The 21,160-nt window shown below is 68.2% G+C and carries 21 protein-coding genes; 8 read left to right on the forward strand and 13 right to left on the reverse strand.

All coding sequences use genetic code 11. From position 1 onward, the window contains the following. Window positions 1-51 precede the first annotated feature (51 nt). The 5 genes from coaE to AB0259_RS06400 all read right to left on the reverse strand — a co-directional run bounded on the left by coaE (window position 52) and on the right by AB0259_RS06400 (window position 5,704). Window positions 52-648, reverse strand: a complete 597-nt coding sequence (gene coaE, locus AB0259_RS06380; RefSeq protein WP_366220005.1) for a dephospho-CoA kinase — start codon at window positions 646-648, stop codon at window positions 52-54. Between the two features lie 22 nt (window positions 649-670). Further along, entirely contained in the window at window positions 671-1,858 is a 1,188-nt protein-coding gene (locus tag AB0259_RS06385; RefSeq protein ID WP_366220004.1) for a diguanylate cyclase, read from the reverse strand. Further along, a complete protein-coding gene (locus AB0259_RS06390) occupies window positions 1,855-3,585 on the reverse strand; it encodes an ATP-binding protein (protein ID WP_366220003.1) in 1,731 nt (576 codons plus the stop codon). Before AB0259_RS06390 ends, AB0259_RS06385 begins: the two co-directional genes overlap by 4 nt. Window positions 3,586-3,685: 100 nt before the next feature. Then, on the reverse strand, window positions 3,686-5,137 hold the full coding sequence (gene rpsA, locus AB0259_RS06395) for a 30S ribosomal protein S1 (RefSeq protein ID WP_064002307.1): 1,452 nt from the start codon (window positions 5,135-5,137) through the stop codon (window positions 3,686-3,688). A 147-nt stretch (window positions 5,138-5,284) separates the two neighbouring features. Next, on the reverse strand, window positions 5,285-5,704 hold the full coding sequence (locus tag AB0259_RS06400; RefSeq protein WP_366220002.1) for a YchJ family metal-binding protein: 420 nt from the start codon (window positions 5,702-5,704) through the stop codon (window positions 5,285-5,287). Window positions 5,705-5,795: 91 nt separating this feature from the next. Here AB0259_RS06400 and AB0259_RS06405 point away from each other — a divergent pair, with 91 nt between their 5' ends. The 3 genes from AB0259_RS06405 to AB0259_RS06415 all read left to right on the forward strand — a co-directional run bounded on the left by AB0259_RS06405 (window position 5,796) and on the right by AB0259_RS06415 (window position 8,150). Beyond that, entirely contained in the window at window positions 5,796-6,329 is a 534-nt protein-coding gene (locus tag AB0259_RS06405; RefSeq protein ID WP_366220001.1) for a hypothetical protein, read from the forward strand. Window positions 6,330-6,424: 95 nt separating this feature from the next. Continuing rightward, complete coding sequence (locus AB0259_RS06410; protein ID WP_366220000.1) at window positions 6,425-7,216, forward strand: hypothetical protein; 792 nt, start codon at window positions 6,425-6,427, stop codon at window positions 7,214-7,216. A 16-nt stretch (window positions 7,217-7,232) separates the two neighbouring features. After that, window positions 7,233-8,150, forward strand: a complete 918-nt coding sequence (locus AB0259_RS06415) for a 5'-3' exonuclease (RefSeq protein WP_366219998.1) — start codon at window positions 7,233-7,235, stop codon at window positions 8,148-8,150. A 1-nt stretch (window position 8,151) separates the two neighbouring features. Here the strand turns inward: AB0259_RS06415 and AB0259_RS06420 are convergent, their stop codons facing one another. Together AB0259_RS06420 and trpD are read right to left on the reverse strand one after the other, a co-directional pair. Beyond that, complete coding sequence (locus tag AB0259_RS06420; protein WP_366219996.1) at window positions 8,152-9,144, reverse strand: PHP domain-containing protein; 993 nt, start codon at window positions 9,142-9,144, stop codon at window positions 8,152-8,154. Window positions 9,145-9,151: 7 nt separating this feature from the next. Next, window positions 9,152-10,204, reverse strand: a complete 1,053-nt coding sequence (gene trpD, locus AB0259_RS06425) for an anthranilate phosphoribosyltransferase (RefSeq protein WP_366219995.1) — start codon at window positions 10,202-10,204, stop codon at window positions 9,152-9,154. A 122-nt stretch (window positions 10,205-10,326) separates the two neighbouring features. Between trpD and AB0259_RS06430 the strand changes: the two genes are divergently transcribed. The 5 genes from AB0259_RS06430 (at window position 10,327) to AB0259_RS06450 (ending at window position 15,236) form a co-directional block, all read left to right on the forward strand. Then, complete coding sequence (locus AB0259_RS06430; protein ID WP_064002312.1) at window positions 10,327-10,971, forward strand: heme-copper oxidase subunit III; 645 nt, start codon at window positions 10,327-10,329, stop codon at window positions 10,969-10,971. 24 nt (window positions 10,972-10,995) lie between these two features. Then, window positions 10,996-11,793 carry a cytochrome c gene (locus AB0259_RS06435; RefSeq protein ID WP_251580514.1) on the forward strand — a complete coding sequence of 266 codons (798 nt, stop codon included), beginning with the start codon at window positions 10,996-10,998 and terminating at the stop codon, window positions 11,791-11,793. 40 nt (window positions 11,794-11,833) lie between these two features. Then, complete coding sequence (locus AB0259_RS06440; protein ID WP_251580513.1) at window positions 11,834-12,910, forward strand: ubiquinol-cytochrome c reductase iron-sulfur subunit; 1,077 nt, start codon at window positions 11,834-11,836, stop codon at window positions 12,908-12,910. Beyond that, window positions 12,907-14,730, forward strand: coding sequence for a cytochrome bc complex cytochrome b subunit (locus AB0259_RS06445; protein WP_251580512.1), 1,824 nt, complete (start codon window positions 12,907-12,909; stop codon window positions 14,728-14,730). The genes AB0259_RS06440 and AB0259_RS06445 overlap by 4 nt, the downstream gene beginning before the upstream one ends. An 80-nt stretch (window positions 14,731-14,810) precedes the next feature. Then, window positions 14,811-15,236 (forward strand): rhodanese-like domain-containing protein, encoded by a 426-nt coding sequence (locus AB0259_RS06450; protein ID WP_366219994.1) that lies wholly within the window; start codon window positions 14,811-14,813, stop codon window positions 15,234-15,236. An 18-nt stretch (window positions 15,237-15,254) separates the two neighbouring features. On the opposite strand, the gene AB0259_RS06455 is transcribed toward AB0259_RS06450, so the two are convergent. From AB0259_RS06455 to AB0259_RS06480, 6 genes are all read right to left on the reverse strand, one after another. After that, entirely contained in the window at window positions 15,255-16,052 is a 798-nt protein-coding gene (locus tag AB0259_RS06455) for a protein phosphatase 2C domain-containing protein (RefSeq protein ID WP_366219993.1), read from the reverse strand. A gap of 6 nt (window positions 16,053-16,058) precedes the next feature. Next, window positions 16,059-16,493, reverse strand: coding sequence for a cytochrome c oxidase subunit 4 (locus AB0259_RS06460; protein ID WP_251580509.1), 435 nt, complete (start codon window positions 16,491-16,493; stop codon window positions 16,059-16,061). Further along, entirely contained in the window at window positions 16,494-18,236 is a 1,743-nt protein-coding gene (ctaD, locus tag AB0259_RS06465) for a cytochrome c oxidase subunit I (protein ID WP_251580508.1), read from the reverse strand. Next, a complete protein-coding gene (gene coxB, locus AB0259_RS06470) occupies window positions 18,236-19,135 on the reverse strand; it encodes a cytochrome c oxidase subunit II (protein ID WP_251580507.1) in 900 nt (299 codons plus the stop codon). The genes ctaD and coxB overlap by 1 nt, the downstream gene beginning before the upstream one ends. 115 nt (window positions 19,136-19,250) lie before the next feature. Then, a complete protein-coding gene (gene erpA / locus AB0259_RS06475; RefSeq protein ID WP_251580506.1) occupies window positions 19,251-19,616 on the reverse strand; it encodes an iron-sulfur cluster insertion protein ErpA in 366 nt (121 codons plus the stop codon). Between the two features lie 117 nt (window positions 19,617-19,733). Continuing rightward, window positions 19,734-21,125, reverse strand: a complete 1,392-nt coding sequence (locus AB0259_RS06480; protein WP_366219992.1) for a dipeptidase — start codon at window positions 21,123-21,125, stop codon at window positions 19,734-19,736. Window positions 21,126-21,160 lie beyond the last annotated feature (35 nt).

Here is a 21,160-nt window from a genome sequence, read left to right on the forward strand (position 1 = left end):
CGTAGGCGTGGCCTCCGACACCGGCTCCGGCGTTCGCCGTCGGCGTGGACCTCAGCGGGTCAGGCGCTCCCACAGCGCATCGACCTGCGCGACCGTCTCCTCCATCGACCCGGTCGTGTCGATCAGGACATCGGCGATCGCGAGGCGGCGACCGTCGTCGACCTGCGACGCGATGCGGGCGTCGGCGTCGGCGGGGCTCATCCCCCGCAGCGAGACGAGCCGCTCCCGGCGCAGCTCGACGGGCGCGTGGGCCACGACCACGAGCTCCCAGGGATCCTCGGCTCGGGCTTCCAGGAGCAGCGGCACGTCGTAGACGACGATCGCTCCCGGATCGGCGGCGTGGGCTGCGGCGAAGCGCGCGGCGGACTCGGCCCGGACCGCCGGGTGCACGATCGCGTTGAGCGTGCGCACGGCATCCTCATCACCGAAGACGCGTGATGCGAGACGCGGGCGGTCCAGTTCGCCCGCTTCCGTCAGCACGTCGTCGCCGAAGGCGGCCGCGATCTCTGCGAGCACCGGCGACCCGGCCCGCTGCACCTCGCGGACGATGGCGTCCGCGTCGACGATCACCGCGCCATGCTCGGCGAGTCGACGTGCGATCGTGGACTTCCCCGACGCGATGCCGCCGGTCAAAGCGATGAGAGTCACCCTCCGAGGATGCCACGCCACGTCAGACCCGGGCGGGTCCGCGGTCATCGGGGCCGCCGAACAGGACGGAAGCCTCCAAGCTGCGGGAGGCGCGGAGCGCCGCCGCTCGCGCGGCGTTCAGCAGCACGATCGGTTCGTACCCCATCGTCTCCGTCAGCGCGACCCCCACACCGACGATCGGCAGCAGCCCCGTCGGGTTGCCGGCGAGGTCGTCGATGCAGCCGCGATAGATCGCCGCCGCCTGACGGCGTGCCTCCGCCGCGGTACTCGAGACGACGCACACCGACAGGGTCGAGTCGCCGTCCTCCCCCACGAACGCCGACGCCGGGGCGTGTCGGCGCACGGCGCGCCGCCACTGCGCCGCGAGCTCGTCTGCGGCATCCGACCCGAACGCCGCAGCCATCTCGTCCATGCCGTCGATGCCCACGACGACGACGCTCAGCAGATCCTGCCGCCAGCTCGCCCGTTCGGCCACGTCGCGGAGCGCGTCGCGATAGGTCCCCGCGAGCATCACGCCGTCCGCGGCGACACCGTTCTCGCTCAGCCACTCGAAACGGCGCGTCGCGCTCTTGGTGGAACGGAGGATGGAGGTCACGACGACGGCGACCATGGTCAGCACGACGGTGGCGATGTTGGCCGACACGGATCCGAACCACGTCGTGAAGAAGTCGCCCTCCGGCCCGTCCGCGAGGAACACCACGAGCCGCGCGCTGTAGTAGACGGCGGCGGCGAGGAGTACGAAGGCGAACAGCTGCGCGTTCCCGACCCGCCCCATCGGACGCCTCAGCGCTTCGACACCCCCCGCGGCGAACAATCCGATGATGGTCACCACCATGACGGACCAGCCGCCCCAGCTGCCGTCTTCGGGCACGCGGATCACCGCGGCGAGGAACGATGCGACCGTGAGCACTCCGACGATCACAGCGGGCCAGGTGATGGGGCGGTCGTTGAAGCGGCGGTTCCCGAGCCAGATGAACGCGGGGGTGAGTGCGAACGACGCGTTCCCGATGGCGATCGCGACGGCGCCGCCGATGCCCGAGGCCCACGAGATGTAGGCGAAGGTCGTCGCCGTTCCGCAGAGGTAGCCCACGGCCCAGAGGCGGCCCGCTCCGGTGTCGCGGCGGCGCAAAGTCTCCACGACGAAGATCCCCGCGGCGGTCAGAGCGACGATGGCCGTCATGACGGTCACCGAGAAGAGGTCCAGGGTCATCGCTCGTCGTCCCCCGAGGCGGAGCGATCAGCCGCTTCGGCCGCGGTGTCCGCCGTGGCGGGCAACCGCACCATGAAGGTCGTCCCGAGCCCCAGCGTCGATGTCACGGTGATGTCGCCGCCGTGGGCCCGGACGATCTCCCTGCTGATGGCGAGACCGAGCCCGGTGCCCGGCACTCCGCTCTCGGCGCGGAAGAAGCGCTCGAACACCCGCTCCTGATCTTCCGAGGAGAGCCCGATGCCGCTGTCACGGACGAGGAACCAGGAGTGCCTGCCGTCGGTCGACGCGCCCACGGTGATGGTGCCGCCGTCGCGATTGAACTTGATGGCGTTGCTGAGCAGGTTGTCGGCGACCTGCCGGACGCGCGCCGCGTCGATGAACGCGGGGGTCGGGAGCAGGTCGCTCGTGTCGATCCGGATCGCCCGGTCGCGCGCCACCGGTCCGAGATCGGATGCCGCCGCCGCCACGACGTCGGCGAGGTCCGTCTCCTGCGGAGAAAGGGTGACCTCGACCGACATGCGCGACGCGGTCGAGGCGGCGAGGATCCCCGAGACGATCCCGAGGAGACGTTCGCTGTTGCGGTAGGCGACGTCGACCTGGCGAGCGATCGCCGGAGGCAGATCCTCGTGGTCGAGGACGAGCTCGAGGTACCCGATGATCGAGGTCAGCGGCGTCCTCAGCTCATGGGAGACCGACGCGACCAGGCTGTCCCGCGCCTTGAGGGCGGTGCGCTCCTCGGTGACGTCGCGCGCGACGAGGACGATGCCTGCGGGCCGCCCGTCGGCATCCTTCATGCGACGTGCGGTCAGGCTGATCGCGGCCCGTCGGGACTCCGAGATGGGGAACCAGACGACGAGGTCGCTGAAGGTCTCGCCCCGGAGGATGCGGGCAAGGGGGCGTTCGTCCGGTGCGAGGGGGGTCTCGCCGTCGGCGGCGTAGATCTCCTGCGTGGCGCCGAGCCGGCCGAAGCTCGGGATCCGCTGCTGGAACTTGCCGAGAGCGTCGTTGACGAAGGTGATCTCCCCGTCCGTGCCGACACGGAGCACCCCGAAGTCGACGGTGTCCAGGACCTCGGTCAGCAGCTGCTCCTGACGGCTGGCGTGCCGGAGGGCCGCCGCCAAGCGGACATTCTGCTTGTCGAGGAGTGCGCGCTGAGCCTGGAAGCGACGCGTGCCGTTGTAGGTGGTGACACCGATCGCTATCACGACCGCGGGGAGGACGATGATCCCCCAGGTGAATTCGAATGACGGCGCGAGGGCGAGCGCGATCCAGTAGGCGCTGATCGATCCGACGCAGCCGACGATCAGCCAGACCCGCCCGAGGCTCGACAGCCACATGGTGGGGAACGCCCACAGCAGGGCGACCCCGGGCACGTCCGACGTGCGCATCAGCCCGATGGCGACGATGTCCACCAGCGGGACGATCGCGACCCACGACGGGGGGATGCGCGACCAGGGCACGGCCAGGCTGGCCAGGGCGGCGACGACGACGAGCACGACGCCAACCGCGAAGGTGGAGGCCTGCGCTATCCATCCACCGGGGAAACCGGACAGGAATATGCCGGCGACGATCGCGGTCAGCAGGATCTGATTGTTCGCGACGACCCGATCGCGCAGCTCCGTCAAGGGCACGCGCGAGCGCGCAGCCCGCTCGGCGCGCGCGCCGGTGGCGGGCGGAGCCGTGGGCACGCTGTCGGCGTGAGCCGCGCCCTGATCCGCATCTGCCACACGAGAACGTTACCGGCCCGGACGCCGCCGCGGCATCCGCCCGGAAACGACCGAGGGGCCGGAGCACTCGGCTCCGACCCCTCGGTGATGCGGGTGTCGATCAGCGACCGGACAGCTTCTCGCGGAGAGCAGCCAGCGCCTCGTCATCGGCGAGGGTGCCGGCACCGCTCGAGACCTCGGACGAGAAGGACGACGAGCCCGAATCGGCGGGAGCAGCAGCCTCGGCCTCGAGAGCCTTGGCGACGGCGGCCTTGTGAGCCTCCCAGCGACCCTGAGCAGCGGCGTACTCGGCCTCCCAGGCGAGGCGGGCCTCGTCGAAGCCTTCCTTCCACTGGTTGGTCTCGGGGTCGAAGCCCTCGGGGTACTTGTACTCGCCGTTCTCGTCGTACTCGGTGACCATGCCGTAGAGGGCCGGGTCGAACTCGGTGCCGTTGGGGTCGACCGACTCGTTGGCCTGCTTCAGCGACAGCGAGATGCGGCGGCGCTCGAGGTCGATGTCGATGATCTTGACGAAGACCTCTTCACCGACGGAGACGACCTGCTCGGCGAGCTCGACGTGCTTGCCCGACAGCTCGGAGATGTGCACGAGGCCCTCGATGCCGTCGGCCACGCGGACGAACGCACCGAACGGGACGAGCTTGGTGACCTTGCCCGGCGCGACCTGACCGATCGCGTGGGTGCGGGCGAAGACCTGCCACGGGTCCTCCTGCGTCGCCTTCAGCGACAGGGAGACGCGCTCGCGGTCGAGATCGACCTCGAGGATCTCGACGGTGACCTCCTGGCCGACCTCGACGACCTCGGATGCGTGCTCGATGTGCTTCCACGAGAGCTCCGAGACGTGGACGAGGCCGTCGACGCCACCGAGGTCGACGAACGCACCGAAGTTGACGATCGACGAGACGGTGCCCTTGCGGACCTGACCCTTGTGGAGGTTGTTGAGGAAGTTCGAACGCGACTCGGACTGCGTCTGCTCGAGCAGGGCGCGGCGCGAGAGCACGACGTTGTTGCGGTTCTTGTCGAGCTCGAGGATCTTCGCCTCGATCTCCTGGCCGAGGTACGGCGTCAGGTCGCGGACGCGACGCAGCTCGATGAGCGACGCGGGCAGGAAGCCGCGGAGGCCGATGTCGACGATGAGACCACCCTTGACGACCTCGATGACGGAGCCGGTGACGACACCGTCGTTCTCCTTGATCTTCTCGACGTCTCCCCAGGCGCGCTCGTACTGTGCGCGCTTCTTGGAGAGGATCAGGCGGCCTTCCTTGTCCTCCTTCTGGAGGACGAGGGCCTCGACCTGGTCGCCGACGTTGACGACCTCGTTGGGATCGACGTCGTGCTTGATCGAGAGCTCACGCGAGGGGATGACACCCTCGGTCTTGTAGCCGACGTCGAGGAGGACCTCGTCGCGGTCGATCTTCACGACGGTGCCTTCGATGAGGTCTCCGTCGTTGAAGAACTTCAGGGTCTTCTCGACCGCGGCCAGGAAGTCCTCAGCAGATCCGATGTCGTTGATGGCGACCTGCTTGGTGGCCGGGGCGGTCGTTGCGTTAGTCATGTAGGGGGTTGTCCTTGGATGGTGTTGTGTTCGGGCCACGGGGCCAGTCCGCACGAGGACGTGCGGCAACCGATCGTGGCAGGGTGGTTGTTCGTGCGATGTCACGCGGGCGCGGCGCAAGGGCCACGCGTGTGACACTCCAGGGTATCAGAGAGCGTCTGCGTAGTACCAGCGACCAGCGCGCCTCAGGAACCGGCTGTCTTCCTCGAGGAGTCCGCTCTCCCCCGTCGCCGTGTCTCGCCATCGGGCCCGGAACGCTACTCGACCCGTGCGGCCGTCGGGAGCCGTCTCAGAACGGAGCACCTCCAGGCCGAGCCACGAGGTCCCGTCATCCACCGAGACGTCATCGGGCCGCGTCGCAGGCCACCAGGTGTCGGCGAGGTGCCGGGCATCCGCCAGCGCGAACGCCGTGTATCGGGACCGCATGAGGTCCTCGGGCGTCTCGGCGGGAACGCCGTCGAGGACGCGTCCGCAGCATGCGGCGAACGCTCGCCGGCCGCAGGGACAGAGCGAGTCCGGCGCAGGCCGACGCCCCCGATGAGCGGATGCCGCAGCCCCGAACGACATGTTCCCTCCCCCGCCGCATGATCGACGCCCGCGAGCTTACGCGCTGTGGAGAACCCGCGAGGAGGGCGGCCCCGGTCACTACCGTGGTCGCATGACCGCTCGACGTTGTGCTGCCCTGCTGGCGACGACCGTGCTCGCGGCGGCCCTCGCGGCGTGCGCGCCCGCGAGTGCACCGACGCCGACGCCCACGCCGACCGGCTTCGCTTCGGAAGAGGAAGCCTTCGCCGCCGCCGAGGCGACCTACCGCGCCTACGTCGACGCCCTAAACCGGGTCGACCTCAGCGACCCCGCCACCTTCGAGCCCGTCTATGCGCTCACAACTGGGGAAGCGAACGCAACCGAGCGGAGGGGGTTAAGCGAATATCACGCGGATGGCCTCAGCGTCTCGGGTGAGACAGTCGTGACGCTCGTAAAAGGTTCAGTTTGGGAATCCGAATTGGATCGAGTCGTACTCGACACGTGCATCGACGTGTCAGGGGTCGACGTCGTCGATTCCAACGGAGTATCTCAGGTCTCACCCACCCGCCCGGATGTGCAAACGCTCCGAGTGACGCTGGCCAGCTCGGCGGCCGCTGATTTGAAGATCGAGAAGATTGACGCACGCGATGAGGGCCCCGCTTGCTAGCGCTGTTAATGGCGGCAGCGATCTCTACGTTGGCCGTTGCCAGTCCTGGTTCGACCAGCTGCGGTCATCAAAGCTGGACAAACGACTGTCACGCCGTGAGCAACGGCTCCTCGGTCTCGATCGGGGCCACACGCACCGAGACCACGACCCCTCCCTCACCCGCCCGCGGCAACGAGAACAACGGCGGCGGCACGAACGCCCCGATCCTGACGCCTCCGCCCCCGCGCGACCCGAACGCGTACTACCCGGGCGGCCGCACGCGGGAGCAATGGCTGGTCGACTGCGCCTTCGACCTCGCCTGCACGGCCCCGGTCACCGCCCCCGGCTCAGCGCCACTGCCCGGTGCCGAGCAGGCGGAGCAGGAACCCGTGGACCCGGATCCCGCGCCCGCGGCACCCGATCCGACCACCGCCACCATCGACGACGTCGCGCAGTTCGCGCCCTCAGCGCCGCAGGTCGTGGGCGAGCCCGACGGGTTCGGCGTGGTGGGCATGCCGACCAACTTCGTGGTCGCTGCCACCGAGCACACGGTGGACGGTGAGATCTTCGACGTCCCGGTGACCGTTCGATTCACCCCTGTTTCCTTCGTCTTCGACTACGGCGACGGCACCACCCGCGAGACTCGGACGCCAGGGCGTTCCTGGCAGGAGCTCGACGTCCCGCAGTTCTCCGCCACCGACACCAGCCACAGCTACAGCGCACCCGGGGAGTACAGCGCGGGCGTCACCATCCGCTACGTCGCGGAGGCCGACGCGGGCGGCGGCTGGTTCGCCGTCCCGGGCACCCTCGCGATCGATGCGCCGTCGACCCTCATCCGCGTCGTCGACGTCGACACGGCGCTGGTGCAGCGCACCTGCGACGAGGACCCGAGCGGTCCGGGATGCTGAATGCGAGGATGAGCACGTGACCGGACGCCTCATGCTGCTCGACTCCGCCAGCCTCTACTTCCGCGCCTTCTACGGCGTGCCCGACACCGTGAAGGCGCCCGACGGGCAGCCCGTCAACGCTGTACGGGGATTCCTCGACATGATCGCGAAGCTCGTCACCACCTACGAGCCGACCCACCTCGTCGCCTGCTGGGACGATGATTGGCGTCCGCAGTGGCGAGTCGACCTCATCCCGTCGTACAAGGCCCACCGCGTCGCGCGGGAAGTCGCGACGGCACCGGACGTCGAGGAGGTCCCCGATCCCCTCGAGATCCAGGTGCCCGTGATCCGCGAGGCTCTCGGGACCCTCCGCATTCCCATCATCGGCGCAGCGGAGCACGAGGCCGACGACGTCATCGGCACGCTGGCCTCGACGAGCGCGATCCCCGTCGATGTCGTCACCGGCGACCGTGATCTGTTCCAGCTCGTCGACGATGCGCGCGGCGTCCGCGTCGTCTACACGGGGCGGGGCATGAGCAAGCTTGAAGAACTCACCGACGCGGTCATCGTCAGCAAGTACGGGATCCTTCCGACCCAGTACGCGGACTTCGCCGCGATGCGCGGCGACGCATCCGACGGACTCCCGGGAGTCGCGGGGGTCGGCGAGAAGACGGCGGCCACGCTCCTCGCGGCCCACGGCGACCTGCCCGGCATCCGTCGGGCCGCCGAGGCCGGCGAAGGGATGAGCGCCGGCGTGCGGACGAAGATCCTCGCGGCGAGCGACTACCTCGACGTCGCCCCGCGTGTGGTCGAAGTCGTCCGCACGCTCGAGCTGCCACAGGTCGACTCGCGCATCGTCGCGCCCGATGACACCGCGGTCGCCGGACTCGCGGAGGCCTGGTCGCTCGGATCCTCCGCGACCCGAGCCGCAGCAGCGCTGTCGGCCCGAGCGTGACTCAGCGCGACGCCTTCCAGTCCCGCAGGCGCGTCAGCGGCCACGTCGTGATGATGCGCTCGGGAGGAACCCCCGCGCGCTCCGCGCGGATCGCACCGTGATCGAGCAGGGACAACTGCCCCGGCGCGTGCGCATCGGAGTCGATCGAGAAGAGGCATCCCGCTTCGATCGCCAGGGCGAGCAGGTCGTCCGGCGGATCCTCGCGCTCCGGGCGCGAATTGATCTCGACGGCGGTGCCGTATTCGGCGCACGCTTCGAACACCGCGCGCGCGTCGAAGGTCGAGGGCGGCCGCGTCCCCCGCGACCCCGAGACGAGCCTGCCCGTGACGTGACCGAGCACGTCCACACGGGGATCGGATGCCGCCGCAACGAGCCGCCGGGTCATCGGCCCGCGTTCCATGCGGAGTGCCGAGTGCGCCGACGCGACCACGACGTCCAGCGAACGCAGGAGCTCGTCCTCCTGGTCCAATGATCCGTCGTCGAGGATGTCGACCTCGATGCCGCTCAGCAGCGTGAACGTCGCGTCGCCGAACCCGGGGATCAGCGTCAGCTGCTCGCGCAGGCGCTCGGCGGAGAGACCGCGGGCGACGCGCAGGCGCGGCGAATGGTCCGTCAGCGCCAGGTACTCGTGGCCGAGGGCACGCGCCGCCTCGACCATCAGGTCGATGGACGTGAGACCGTCCGACCACTCGGAGTGCGCGTGCAGGTCGCCGCGCAGATGCGAACGCAGCGCCGACGCGACGGGCGGTGATACGCGCTCCCGGAGGTCCGCGAGGTAGGTGGGCACCCGACCGGACATCGCCTCGCTGATCACGGCGAATGTGGATTCGCCGATCCCCTTCCGCGCACGGAGGCGGGGCAGGTCGGCTCGCTCGTCCGCGGTCAGGTCCGCCAGGGTCTTCGCGGCGGCGCGGAACGCCTTCGACTTGTACCGGGAGGCGCGATCACGCTCGAGGAGCTCAGCGATCTCCGTCAGCGCCTCGATCGGATCCATGTCGGCCTCAGCGCCCGGATGCCGCGACCCAGGCGTCGAGCTTCGCCGCTGCCGCGCCCGAGTCGACGGCCGCCGCCGCTTCGGCATACGCCTCCGCGAGGCGTTCCACGAAGGACAGCTGCAGCTGACCGGCATCCCGGAACAGGCGGTACGACACGATGCCTGCGGCGGCGTTCAGGAGGACGATGTCGCGCACCGGTCCCGTCTCACCCCGCAGGACACGGCGGACGACGCCCGCGTTGTGCTCGGCGTCCCCGCCGAGGAGGTCGGCGATCTCCGCACGCGGGATGCCCAGATCACGGGGGTCCAAGTCGTGCTCGCGGACGTCGCCTCGACTGATCTCCCAGACCCGGCTGTGACCCGTCGTGGTGAGTTCGTCCATGCCGTCGTCACCCCGGAAGACGAGCGCCGTCGCGCCGCGCGTCTGGAAGACGCCCGTGATGAGCGGCACCCGGTCGAGGTGTGCCACGCCGACGGCGTTGGCCTCCGCGCGCGCCGGGTTGCACAGCGGGCCCAGGAAGTTGAAGACGGTCGGGATGCCGAGCTCGGCGCGCGTGGGGCCGGCGTGACGGAACCCGGGGTGGAAGGCGGACGCGAAGGCGAAGGTGATGCCCACCTCGTCGAGCACCTCGGCGACCCGCTCCGGCGTACTCGTCAGGTCGACGCCGAGCGCGGCGAGCACGTCCGACGACCCCGACTTGGAGCTGGCGGCGCGGTTGCCGTGCTTCACGACCGGGATGCCGGTGGCCGCCACGATCACCGACGCCGTGGTCGAGACGTTCACGGTCCCGTAACGATCACCGCCCGTGCCGACGATGTCCAGCACATCGGCCGGCACCGGGAGAGGCACCGCGGCCTCGAGGATGGCGTCGCGGAACCCGACGACCTCGTCGACCGTCTCACCCTTGGCGCGCAGCGCCACGAGGAAGGCGGCGAGCTGGGAGGGAGTCGCGTCGCCCTGCATCACCTGGCGCATCGCCCACGTCGACTCCGACACGCTGAGGTCCTGCCCGGAGAGCACCGAGGTGAGGATTTCGGGCCAGGAGTACATGTCCGCCATGCCTCCCGATCCTACTCAGCACTCTGTCAGGCGACTCGCGGCCCGGACATCGCACGATCCGATGCCGGAGAAAGGGGCGAGTACCTTCAGGAATGCGAAACCCTCCCCCAACATCGGCCATAATGGGGAGCGTGACGACCACTCCCGCGACATACAACCAGGCACTGCGTTCGGTGAAACGACCGGACCCGGTGGCCGTCGGCACGATCGTGTGGCTCGGCAGCGAAGTCATGTTCTTCGCCGGCCTCTTCGCCATCTACTTCACGATCCGCAACACCTCGCCGGAGCTGTGGGCCGCCCGCACCGAGCTGCTGAACATCCCGTTCGCCGCGGTGAACACCCTCATCCTGGTGCTGTCGTCGTTCACGGCGCAGGCCGGCGTCTTCGCCGCCGAGCGCTTCCAGCCCTACCGCCGCGGTTCCCTCTGGAACTTCCGCCAGTGGGGCATGGTCGAGTGGTTCTACGTGACCTTCATCATGGGCGCCGTCTTCGTGTCCGGTCAGGTGTGGGAGTACGCCACCCTGATCGCGGAGGGCATGCCCATCAGCGCCGACTCGTATGCGTCGGCCTTCTACCTGACGACGGGCTTCCACGCTCTCCACGTGACGGGTGGCCTCATCGCCTTCCTGCTCATCATCGGACGCGCCTTCGCCGTCAAGAACTTCGGTCGAAAGGAGATGACCTCCGCGATCGTCGTGTCGTACTACTGGCACTTCGTCGACGTGGTGTGGATCATCCTCTTCGCCGTCATCTACTTCATCCGGTAACACAGAGCGGAGCTGAGTTCCTCAATGGCATCCAAGACCCCGCGTCGGCAGACGGGCCGTCGCAGCAAGTGGGCGGCCGCCGCTCTGATCGGCGTCGGCCTGCTGCTCACGGGTGGCATCTACGCCGGTGCGTCCGCGGCGATGGCCTCGACGACGTCGACCGAGACCTCCACGCTCACCGTCGAGGACGGCAAGAAGCTGTTCCAGGCGAACTGCGCGACGTGCCACGGCCTCGACCTCGAAGGCACGGCGGACGGCCCCTCCCTTTACGGAGTGGGAGAGCTGTCCGTCGAGTTCCAGGTCTCCACCGGCCGCATGCCGCTGCAGGCCCAGGGTCCGCAGGCTCCTCAGAAGGCTCCGCAGTTCACCGAGGACCAGATCAAGGCGATGGCCGCCTGGGTGCAGTCGGTCGCCCCCGGCCCGACCTACCCGGACGAGCGGATCCTCGACGGTGAAGGCAACCTCACCGAGGGCGCCGAGCTCTTCCGCATCAACTGCGCGATGTGCCACAACGTCGCCGCCGCCGGTGGTGCTCTGACCGAGGGCAAGTACGCTCCGGCTCTGACCAAGACCAGCCCACTGCACATCTACGCGGCCATGGTCACCGGCCCGCAGAACATGCCGGTCTTCAACGACATGACCATCACGCCCGACGAGAAGCGCGACATCATCTCGTCCCTGATGTACCTCCAGAAGAGCGAGCCCGTGGGTGGCTTCACGCTCGGATCGCTCGGACCGGTCTCCGAGGGTCTGTTCATCTGGATCTTCGGGATCGGCACGCTGATCGGCATCGCGGTGTGGATCACCGCGAAGTCCAACTGACCCACCACTGACGCACAGAATTTCACGGACGAGGAGCACAATGTCACACGAGGAAGAGCCGCAGGCGCTCGAGAAGGCTCCTCAGCCTTCGTCGGGTCTCGTCGTCGCGGTCGCCGACCCCGTGCAGAACCCCGGTCTGCCGCCGCACCGCGAGCGCGTGACCGACAAGGATCCGGCGGCCATGGCCCGCGCGGTCCGCACCGTCTACACGCTGTTCTACATCTCTCTCGCCGCCAGCCTCTGGGCTGTCGCCGCGTACATGCTGTTCCCGATCGAGAGCGGCGCCTTCGGCGACATCCGGGCGAACAACCTGTTCATCGGCCTCGGCATCGGGTTCGCGCTGCTGACCATCGGTATCGCTGCGATCCACTGGTCGAAGGCGATCATGCCCGACAAGGAGCACATCGAGGCGCGCCATTCGACCCGCGGCAAGGAGTCGACACGCGAGGCTGCCGTCGACGTCTTCCGCGAGGCCAACGAGGAGTCCGGGTTCGGCCGTCGCACCGCCATCCGTGGCGGTCTCATCGCTGCCCTCGTCGCCTCGATCGTCCCGGGCGTGACGCTGTTCCGCGGCCTGGCGCCGCACGCCTCCGAGGAGCACCCGCTCGCGGGGGACCCGGTCGCGCTGCTCAAGCACACGATGTGGAAGGAGGGTGAGCGCCTCGCGCACGACCCGTCCGGACTCCCCATCCGCGCCGCCGACGTTGCGCTCGGCTCCGCTGTGCACGTCATCCCCGAGTCCCTCAAGGACGTCGACCACCTGGATGGATACCTCGAGGAGAAGGCCAAGGCCATCGTCCTCCTGATGCGGTTGCTCCCCGAGCAGCTGCCCGCCGAGTACAACCGCCTCGACTGGTCCTACGACGGGATCGTCGCGTACTCGAAGGTCTGCACGCACGTCGGATGCCCCGTCGCGCTGTACGAGCAGCAGACCCACCACCTGCTCTGCCCCTGCCATCAGTCGCAGTTCGACGTGTCGCGCGGCGCCGAGGTCATCTTCGGCCCGGCCGCCCGCCCGCTCCCCCAGCTGCCCATCACGGTCGACGCAGACGGATACCTGATCGCCAAGAGCGACTTCGAAGAGCCCGTCGGGCCAAGTTTCTGGGAGCGTCATTGAGCACCGTGACTGAATCCTCGTCCACCACAGCGGTGGCCAAGCCGGCTGAGAAGCCGCTCGGCGGCCGCTTCATCGGCGCCACGGCCAACTACCTCGACGAGCGCACCAGCATCTCCGGGCTCGTCAAGGAGATCGGCCGCAAGATCTTCCCCGACCACTGGTCGTTCATGCTGGGCGAGATCGCGCTCTGGAGCTTCGTCGTCGTCTTCCTGTCGGGCTCGTTCCTGACGTTCTTCTTCGAAGCCTCGATGGCGCCCACGCACTACAACGGCGCGTACGCACCGCTGCGCGGCATCGAGATGTCCGCTGCTCTCGAGTCGACGCTGAACATCTCCTTCGACCTCCGCGGTGGTCTGCTCGTCCGCCAGCTGCACCACTGGGCCGCGCTGCTGTTCATCGCCGCGATCGGCGTGCACATGCTGCGCGTTTTCTTCACGGGCGCGTTCCGCAAGCCGCGTGAGCTCAACTGGGTGATCGGGTTCGTCCTGTTCATCCTCGCCATGGCGCTCGGATTCACCGGCTACTCGCTGCCGGACGACCTGCTCTCGGGCAACGGCCTCCGCATCATCGACGGCATGATCAAGGGTCTGCCGCTGATCGGCACCTGGACCTCGTACCTCCTCTTCGGCGGCGAGTTCCCGGGTATGGCGATCGTCGGCCGCCTCTACACGCTGCACATCCTGCTGCTGCCGTTGATCCTCATCGCCCTGATCGCAGCTCACCTGATGCTGATGATCATCAACAAGCACACCCAGTTCGCCGGTCCCGGCCGCACGAACGACAACGTCGTGGGCTACCCGATGGTCCCGATCTACATGTCGAAGATGGGCGGCTTCCTGTTCATCACGTTCGGTGTGCTCGTCCTCATCGCCTCGATGTTCACGATCAACCCGATCTGGAACTACGGTCCGTACGACCCGTCCCCGGTCTCCGCGGGTACCCAGCCCGACTGGTACATCGGCTTCGCGGACGGCGCCCTGCGTCTGGCACCCTCGAACCTCGACCTGGTCCTGTTCGACCACACGTTCTCGTTCGGCATCCTGCTCCCGGTCGCGGTGCTCGGTCTGTTCATCGTCCTCGTGGCGGTCTACCCGTTCATCGAGGCGTGGGTCACGGGTGACAAGCGCGAGCACCACATCGCGCAGCGGCCGCGTCACGCGCCGACCCGCACCGCCATCGGTGTCGCAGGCGTCATCTTCTACGCCGTCCTGTGGGCAGCCGCGTCGTCGGACATCATCGCCACGCACTTCCACCTGACGATGGAAGGGGTGATCCACTCCCTCCAGGCGCTGCTGTTCATCGGTCCGATCGTCGGCTACTTCGTCTCGAAGCGGATCGCCATCGCACTGCAGAAGAAGGACCGCGAGATCGCGCTCCACGGCTACGAGTCGGGTCGTATCGTCCGCCTGCCCGGCGGCGAGTACATCGAGGTCCACCAGCCCGTCGACGCGTACGAGCGTGTCAAGCTGATCGATTTCGAGGTCCACGAGCCCCTGGTGGTCCGTCCCAACGACAACGGCCGTATCCCCTGGCACCAGAACGTCCGCGCCTCGCTGTCGCGCTGGTTCTTCGAGGACCGCCTCTCGCCGGTCACGCAGACCGAGCTGGATGCTGCGATCGCCCACCAGCACCACGCGCTCGAGCACATCGCGCACGAGGAGCAGGAGGAGCTCCGCGGGGCTCACGAGCGTGCCGGCGTGCCGAACGCGCCGCTGCACCCGATCGACGACGGCCACAACCCCGAGACCGCCAACCGCCCGTCGAACATCATCGTGGTCGACGACGCGCCGCGGAAGAAGGACGACAGCTCGAACAGCTGACCGCCTCTCTGGCAGAAATGCGGCGGGGTCTGACCGACAGGTCAGGCCCCGCCGCATTGTCATTCCCTTAGCGTCGAGACATGACCTCCTCCCCCACAGACGCACTCGCCTACTTCCAGACGAAGCTGCAGCACGAGACGGACCCCAGCGACGTCTACGCCGCTCAGAAGGCCGGCGACCGGTTCGTGCTCGTCGACGTGCGCAACCGAGAGGCGTGGGACCAGGGACACGCGCGTGGCGCGCTGCACATGCCCTACCGGGAGATCGCGACCCGCGCACCGCAGGAGATCCCGGCGGGCACCCCGGTGGTCGTCTACTGCTGGAGCCCCGGTTGCAACGGCGGCGCCCGCGGCGCGGTCGAGTTCGTGCAGCTCGGCTACACCGTGCGCGAGATGATCGGCGGGTTCGAGTACTGGGCTCGCGAAGGGATGCCGGTGGACGCGGCATCCGGCCCGCTCCCCCGGGTCTTCGACCCGCTCGTGATGCCGGTGCGCGCTGAGGCGTAGTCGCCGCCGAGCGCCCGCTCAGGCGCTCGCCAGGCCCGCCTCGATGACCTCGGTCCAACGAGAAGCCGCAGCACCCGCGATCACCGGCACCACGGTGGCGTCCGGCTGATCGCCCACGACGTCGCAGACGACGGCCGTCACGTTGTCGCGGGACGCCGCCTCGAGCGCGAGCTCGACGACAGCGTGTGCCGCTCGGACCGGGTCCGTCTCCCCGTGGAGGACCTCTGCCAGTGCGTCCTCGGGTAGGTAGTCGGTGACGCCGTCGCTGCAGAGGAACCATCGATCGCCGGCACGTACGTCGCGCGTCTCGACCCGGATGACGTCTTCGTCGTTGCCGCCGAAGGATGCGGTGATGACGTTGCGGCGCGGGTGCGTCCAGGCATCCTCGGGACGGACGAGCCCCCGGTCGACCAGGGCCTGCACGAAGGAGTCGTCCCGCGTCTGACGCACGAAGCCGCCGTCCCGCAGGAGGTAGGCCCGGGAGTCGCCGGTGTGCGCCACGATGAGCTCCTCACCGGCGGTGAGCCACACACCGGTCAGTGTGCTCGCCATCCCCGCGAGTGCGGCATCGCGGCGGATGTGTGCACCGATGTCCCAGTTCGCGGCTTTCAGCCGCTCGATGAGCTCTGCCGCGGACGGGAGTGCACCACGCAGGGTGATCAGCTTGTGGATGATCGCTGCGGATGCGAGGTCGCCGGACGGACCACCGCCGACGCCGTCCGCCACAGCTGCGGCGAACGGCGATGCGAAGGCGGCGTCCTGGTTGACGTCGCGGTAGCCTCCGACGTCCGATCGGACGCCTGCATGGATGCGCACGGGGACTCAGCGGGCGAAGTAGCCCCGGTAGTACTCGTAGACCCAGCCGACGATCGCGACGACGAAGATGCCGAGCCCGATCGGGATCATGAACTCGCCGACGGCGAGCCCGATGAACGCGACGGCTGCCGAACCGGCGAGCACCAGCGGCCACCAGGACCAGGGGGAGAACTCGCCCATCTCGGGGTCGCCGTCGTCGATGTCAGCGGTGAGCGAATCCTCGGGGAGGACGCCGCCCTGCGCCTTCTCGACACGGCTCGTGTAGAACGCGATCATCGCACCCATCGCCGTCACGAAGACGAGGGCGACGGAGCCGACCCACTCGATCCGGTTGAACACCGGGAGCTGCGGGTGGGCGATGATGTTCCACGCCACGTAGACGACGGCGACGAGACCGAAGAACGCGGTCAGGATCCACCAGAGGTTGACGTTGGTCTTCACTTACTTGACCTCACCGTTCGTCAGATCGACCACCGGGGCGTCGGGTGCGTCCTTCGCGGGACCCACGCCGACCGGAATGCCGGCTTCGGGGTGGTTCAGGTCGAATGCGGGGCGTTCGCTGCGGATACGCGGGATCGACGTGAAGTTGTGGCGGGGCGGCGGGCAGCTGGTCGCCCACTCGAGCGAGCCTCCGTAGCCCCACGGGTCGTTGACCGTGACGCGAGGCGCGGTGCGGGCCGTGATCCAGACGTTCAGAAGGAACGGGACCATCGATGCCGCGAGGATCATCGAGCCGATCGTCGACACCTGGTTCTGCCAGGTCCAGCCGTCCTGCATCGCGTAGTCGGCGTAGCGTCGCGGCATGCCATCGGCGCCGAGCCAGTGCTGGATGAGGAACGTCATGTGGAAGCCGATGAACAGGAGCCAGAAGTGCACGAGGCCGAGGCGCTCGTTCAGCATCTTGCCGGTCCACTTCGGCCACCAGAAGTAGAAGCCGGCGAACATCGCGAAGACGACGGTTCCGAAGACGACGTAGTGGAAGTGCGCCACGACGAAGTACGAGTCGGAGACGTGGAAGTCCAGCGGCGGCGAGGACAGGATGATGCCCGTCAGACCACCGAAGACGAACGAGACCAGGAAGCCCAATGCGAAGACCATGGGCGTCTCGAACGTGATGGAACCCCGCCACATCGTGCCGATCCAGTTGAAGATCTTCACGCCCGTGGGGACGGCGATGAGCATCGTCATGAGGGCGAAGAACGGCAGCAGGACGGCACCCGTCACGTACATGTGGTGCGCCCAGACCGACACCGAGAGGGCCGCGATCGCGATGGTCGCGTAGACGAGGGTCTTGTAGCCGAAGATCGGCTTGCGGCTGAACACCGGGAAGATCTCCGAGACGATGCCGAAGAACGGCAGCGCGATGATGTACACCTCGGGGTGGCCGAAGAACCAGAACAGGTGCTGCCAGAGCAGGACACCGCCGTTCGCCGGGTCGTAGACGTGAGCGCCGAGGATGCGGTCGGCTGCCGCGGCGAAGATCGCCGCCGCCAGGACCGGGAACGCCATCAGGATCAGGATGCTGGTGACCAGCGTGTTCCAGCTGAAGATCGGCATGCGCCACATCGTCATACCCGGCGCGCGCATCGTCATGATCGTGGTGATGAAGTTGACGCCACCGAGGATCGTGCCGAAACCGCTCATGCCGAGGCCCAGCATCCAGAGGTCACCACCGGCACCCGGGCTGAAGCTCTCGCTCGCCAGCGGCTGATAGGCGAACCATCCGAACGCGGCCGCACCCTGCGGGGTGAGGAAGCCGGCGACGGCGATCGTCGAGCCGAAGGTGAAGAGCCAGAACGCGAAGGCGTTCAGTCGCGGGAACGCGACGTCGGGCGCGCCGATCTGCAGCGGCAGCAGTGCGTTGGCGAAGCCGGCGAACAGCGGCGTCGCGAACATCAGCAGCATGATCGTGCCGTGCATCGTGAACAGCTGGTTGTACTGCTCCTTGGTCGGCACCACCTGCATGCCGGGCTCGAAGAGCTCCGCACGGATGATCAGCGCCATGACGCCGCCGAGCATGAAGAACAGCACGGACGCGATCAGGTACATGTACCCGATGGTCTTGTGATCGGTGGAGGTGATCCACTTCACCACGATGTTGCCCTTGTGCTCGACGCGCGAGCGGCTCAGCAGTGCCGCCTGGCGAGGGGGAAGGGTCGGTGCCGGAGGCGTGATGGTGGCCATCAGTTGTTCTCTCCCTCAGCGGCAGGTGCGCCGGTGCCCGGTGCGTTCTGCTGTCGATCGAGGACGTCATCGATGTCGCCGGTCTGCCCCTGGGCCTCGAGCGAAGCGATGTAGTTCTCGTATTCGGACTCCGAGACGACCTTCACGTTGAAGAGCATCATCGAGTGGTACTGGCCGCAGAGCTCGGCGCACTTGCCGACGTACTCGCCCTCCTTGGTGGGGACGAAGGACCAGTAGTTGTCGCGTCCCGGGTACATGTCCTTCTTGTAGAGGAAGTCCACGATCCAGAACGAGTGGATGACGTCGCGAGACTCGAGCTGCAGCGTCACCTTCTTGTTGACGGGGAGGACGAGCTCGGGGAGCTCGTTGGTGATGTTGCCCTGCGCGTCGGTCTGCGCCTGGACACCCATCGTCCAGACGGACTCCTCGGTGTCGTTGCAGTCGGAGCCGTTGTACTGGAAGTCCCATGCCCACTGCTTGCCGATCGCGGTGATGCAGACGTCAGGGGTCTCGTGCTGCGTCTCGATGATCGTCTGATCGCGAGCGGTGAAGGCGAAGAAGCCCAGCACGAGGATGACCGGAGCGATCGTGAAGAACATCTCGATCGGCATGTTGTAGCGCAGCTGCACGGGCAGACCCGACTGCCCCTTACGACGCCGGTAGGCGATGGCCGCCCAGCCCATGAGGGCCCAGGTGATGACGCCGACGGCGAGGACGACGATCCACGACGTGGTCCAGAGGCCGGCGATCATCGACGTGTGGTTCGTCGCCTGGCCGCCCTCCTCGTCGAAGCCGGGGAGGAAGCCGTTCGCTGTCGTGGGGCTGCAGCCCGCCAGCGCGACCGCGGAGGCGATCGTGAGCGGGAGAGCTACCCAACGGAGTCGGCGATTGACGCGCACAGTGCACCTTTCGGGGACATGAAGGTCAGACTCATGCCAGTCTAGGGCAACCTCTTACGGAGTTCCGGCCATCCGCTCAGGATGGCCGGCACCGATCGAGGGAGCCCGGGATGGATCAGTGGAAGCTGTCGCCGCAGGCGCAGCTGCCGGCGGCATTGGGGTTGTCGATCGTGAAGCCCTGCTCCGAGATCGTGTCCTTGAAATCGATCTTCGCGCCGTCGAGGTAGGGCACCGACATGTCGTCGACGATGACCTCGACGCCGTCGAAGTCGACCGTCTTGTCGCCGTCGAGGTACCGCTCGTCGAAGTAGAGCTGGTAGATCAGGCCCGAGCATCCGCCGGGCTGGACGGCGACCCGGAGCCGCAGGTCGTCGCGGTTCTCCTGCGACAGCAGGCTCTTCACCTTCTCGGCGGCGGCGTCTGTGAGGGCGACGCCGTGGGCGGGAACGGTGTCGGTGGACTGCGTGGCGATGTCGGTCATGACTCTCCCCATGGTCGGGCCGCCAGTGCTCTTCAGGAACGGGGGCGGCGTGCTCTCTCGATTCTACGTCCCGGCGCGCCCGTCGGACCGGCGACCCGAGTGGATCGTCGCGCGGGATCAGTCGGATGCGTCGAGTGCCGCGAGCAGCAGCGCCTCGGACACCAGCGCGTTGCGGAACGTCTCGACGTGCAGGGACTCGTTGGGGCTGTGCGCCCGGGCATGCGGATCCTCGACACCGGTCACGAGGATCTCGGCCCCCGGGAACTCCCGCACCAGATCGGCGATGAAGGGAATCGAGCCGCCCACACCGATGTCGATCGGGGTACGGCCGTAGCCGCTCTCGAGCGCAGCACGGGCAGCTTCGACGGCCGGGCCGGAGGTGTCGACCAGGAAGGGATTTCCGAAGTCGACGTCACGGAATGTCAGCCGCGCGCCGAACGGTGCCCGGCTGCGGAGGTGCGCCTCGATCGCGGCGAACGCGTCGGCAGCCGCCTGGCCGGGAGCGACACGGGTGCTGAGGACGACGGAGACCTTCGGCGACAGCGTGTTCGATGCGTTCCGCACGCTGGGCGCATCGATGCCCGTGATGGTGATCGACGGCTTGTTCCAGATGCGGCTCAGGATCTCATCGCGCCCGATCGGCGACACACCCTCGGGCAGCCCCGCCTCGCTGCGCAGCGTCTCCTCCGAGTACGGCGGGGTCTCGGCGTCCCGCAATTCGAGCCCGTCGACGGCGACCGCACCGTCCCCATCCCACAGCGTCGCGAGCAGCGTGACGGCCGCGAGCATGGCATCGGGGACGGCTCCTCCGAACATCCCGGAGTGCGAGGCGTGCTCGAGCGTCTCGATGTCGAGGGTGAAGCGGACGTTACCGCGCAGCGACACCGTCAGCGCCGGTGTCTCGGAGTCCCAGTTTCCCGAGTCCGCGACCACGATGACGTCGGCGCGCAGCGCATCGGCGTTGTCGCTCAGGAACTGCGCGAACGACGCGGACCCGGCCTCTTCCTCCCCCTCGAAGAAGAGGTTCACGCCGAGGTCGAAGTCCGGACCGACCGACTCGACCAGCGCACGGAGCGCACCGATGTGGGCCATGATGCCCGCCTTGTCGTCGGCCGCACCGCGACCGTAGATGCGACCGTTCCGCAGGGTCGGCTCGAAGGGCGGGGACTCCCACAGCGACTCGTCGCCGACCGGCTGCACGTCGTGGTGCGCGTAGAGGAGGATCGTCGGCCGACCGTTTCGCGCGGGTCGCGTGGCCAGCACCGCCGGCATCCCCTGCTCTCCCGTCTCGGGGATGACCGCGGTCCGAATCTCCACCCGCTCGAAGATCCCCAGGTCGTCGACGATCGCCTTGACCGCCTCGGCGCTGCGCTGCACCTCGGCGCGGTCGAATCCGGGGAACGCGATCGAGGGGATGCGGACGAGGGAGCCGAGGTCGGCGAGGGCGGCGGGAACCTGGGTGAGGGCCGCCTCCCGCACCGCGGAAGACCGGGTGGTGTCGGAAGTCATGCGGGTAATCTTATGTCGCACGCCTTTTTCGCCGA

It is taken from the genome of Microbacterium sp. NPDC080005 (genome assembly GCF_040702445.1).
Lineage (GTDB): Bacteria > Actinomycetota > Actinomycetes > Actinomycetales > Microbacteriaceae > Microbacterium > Microbacterium oleivorans_D.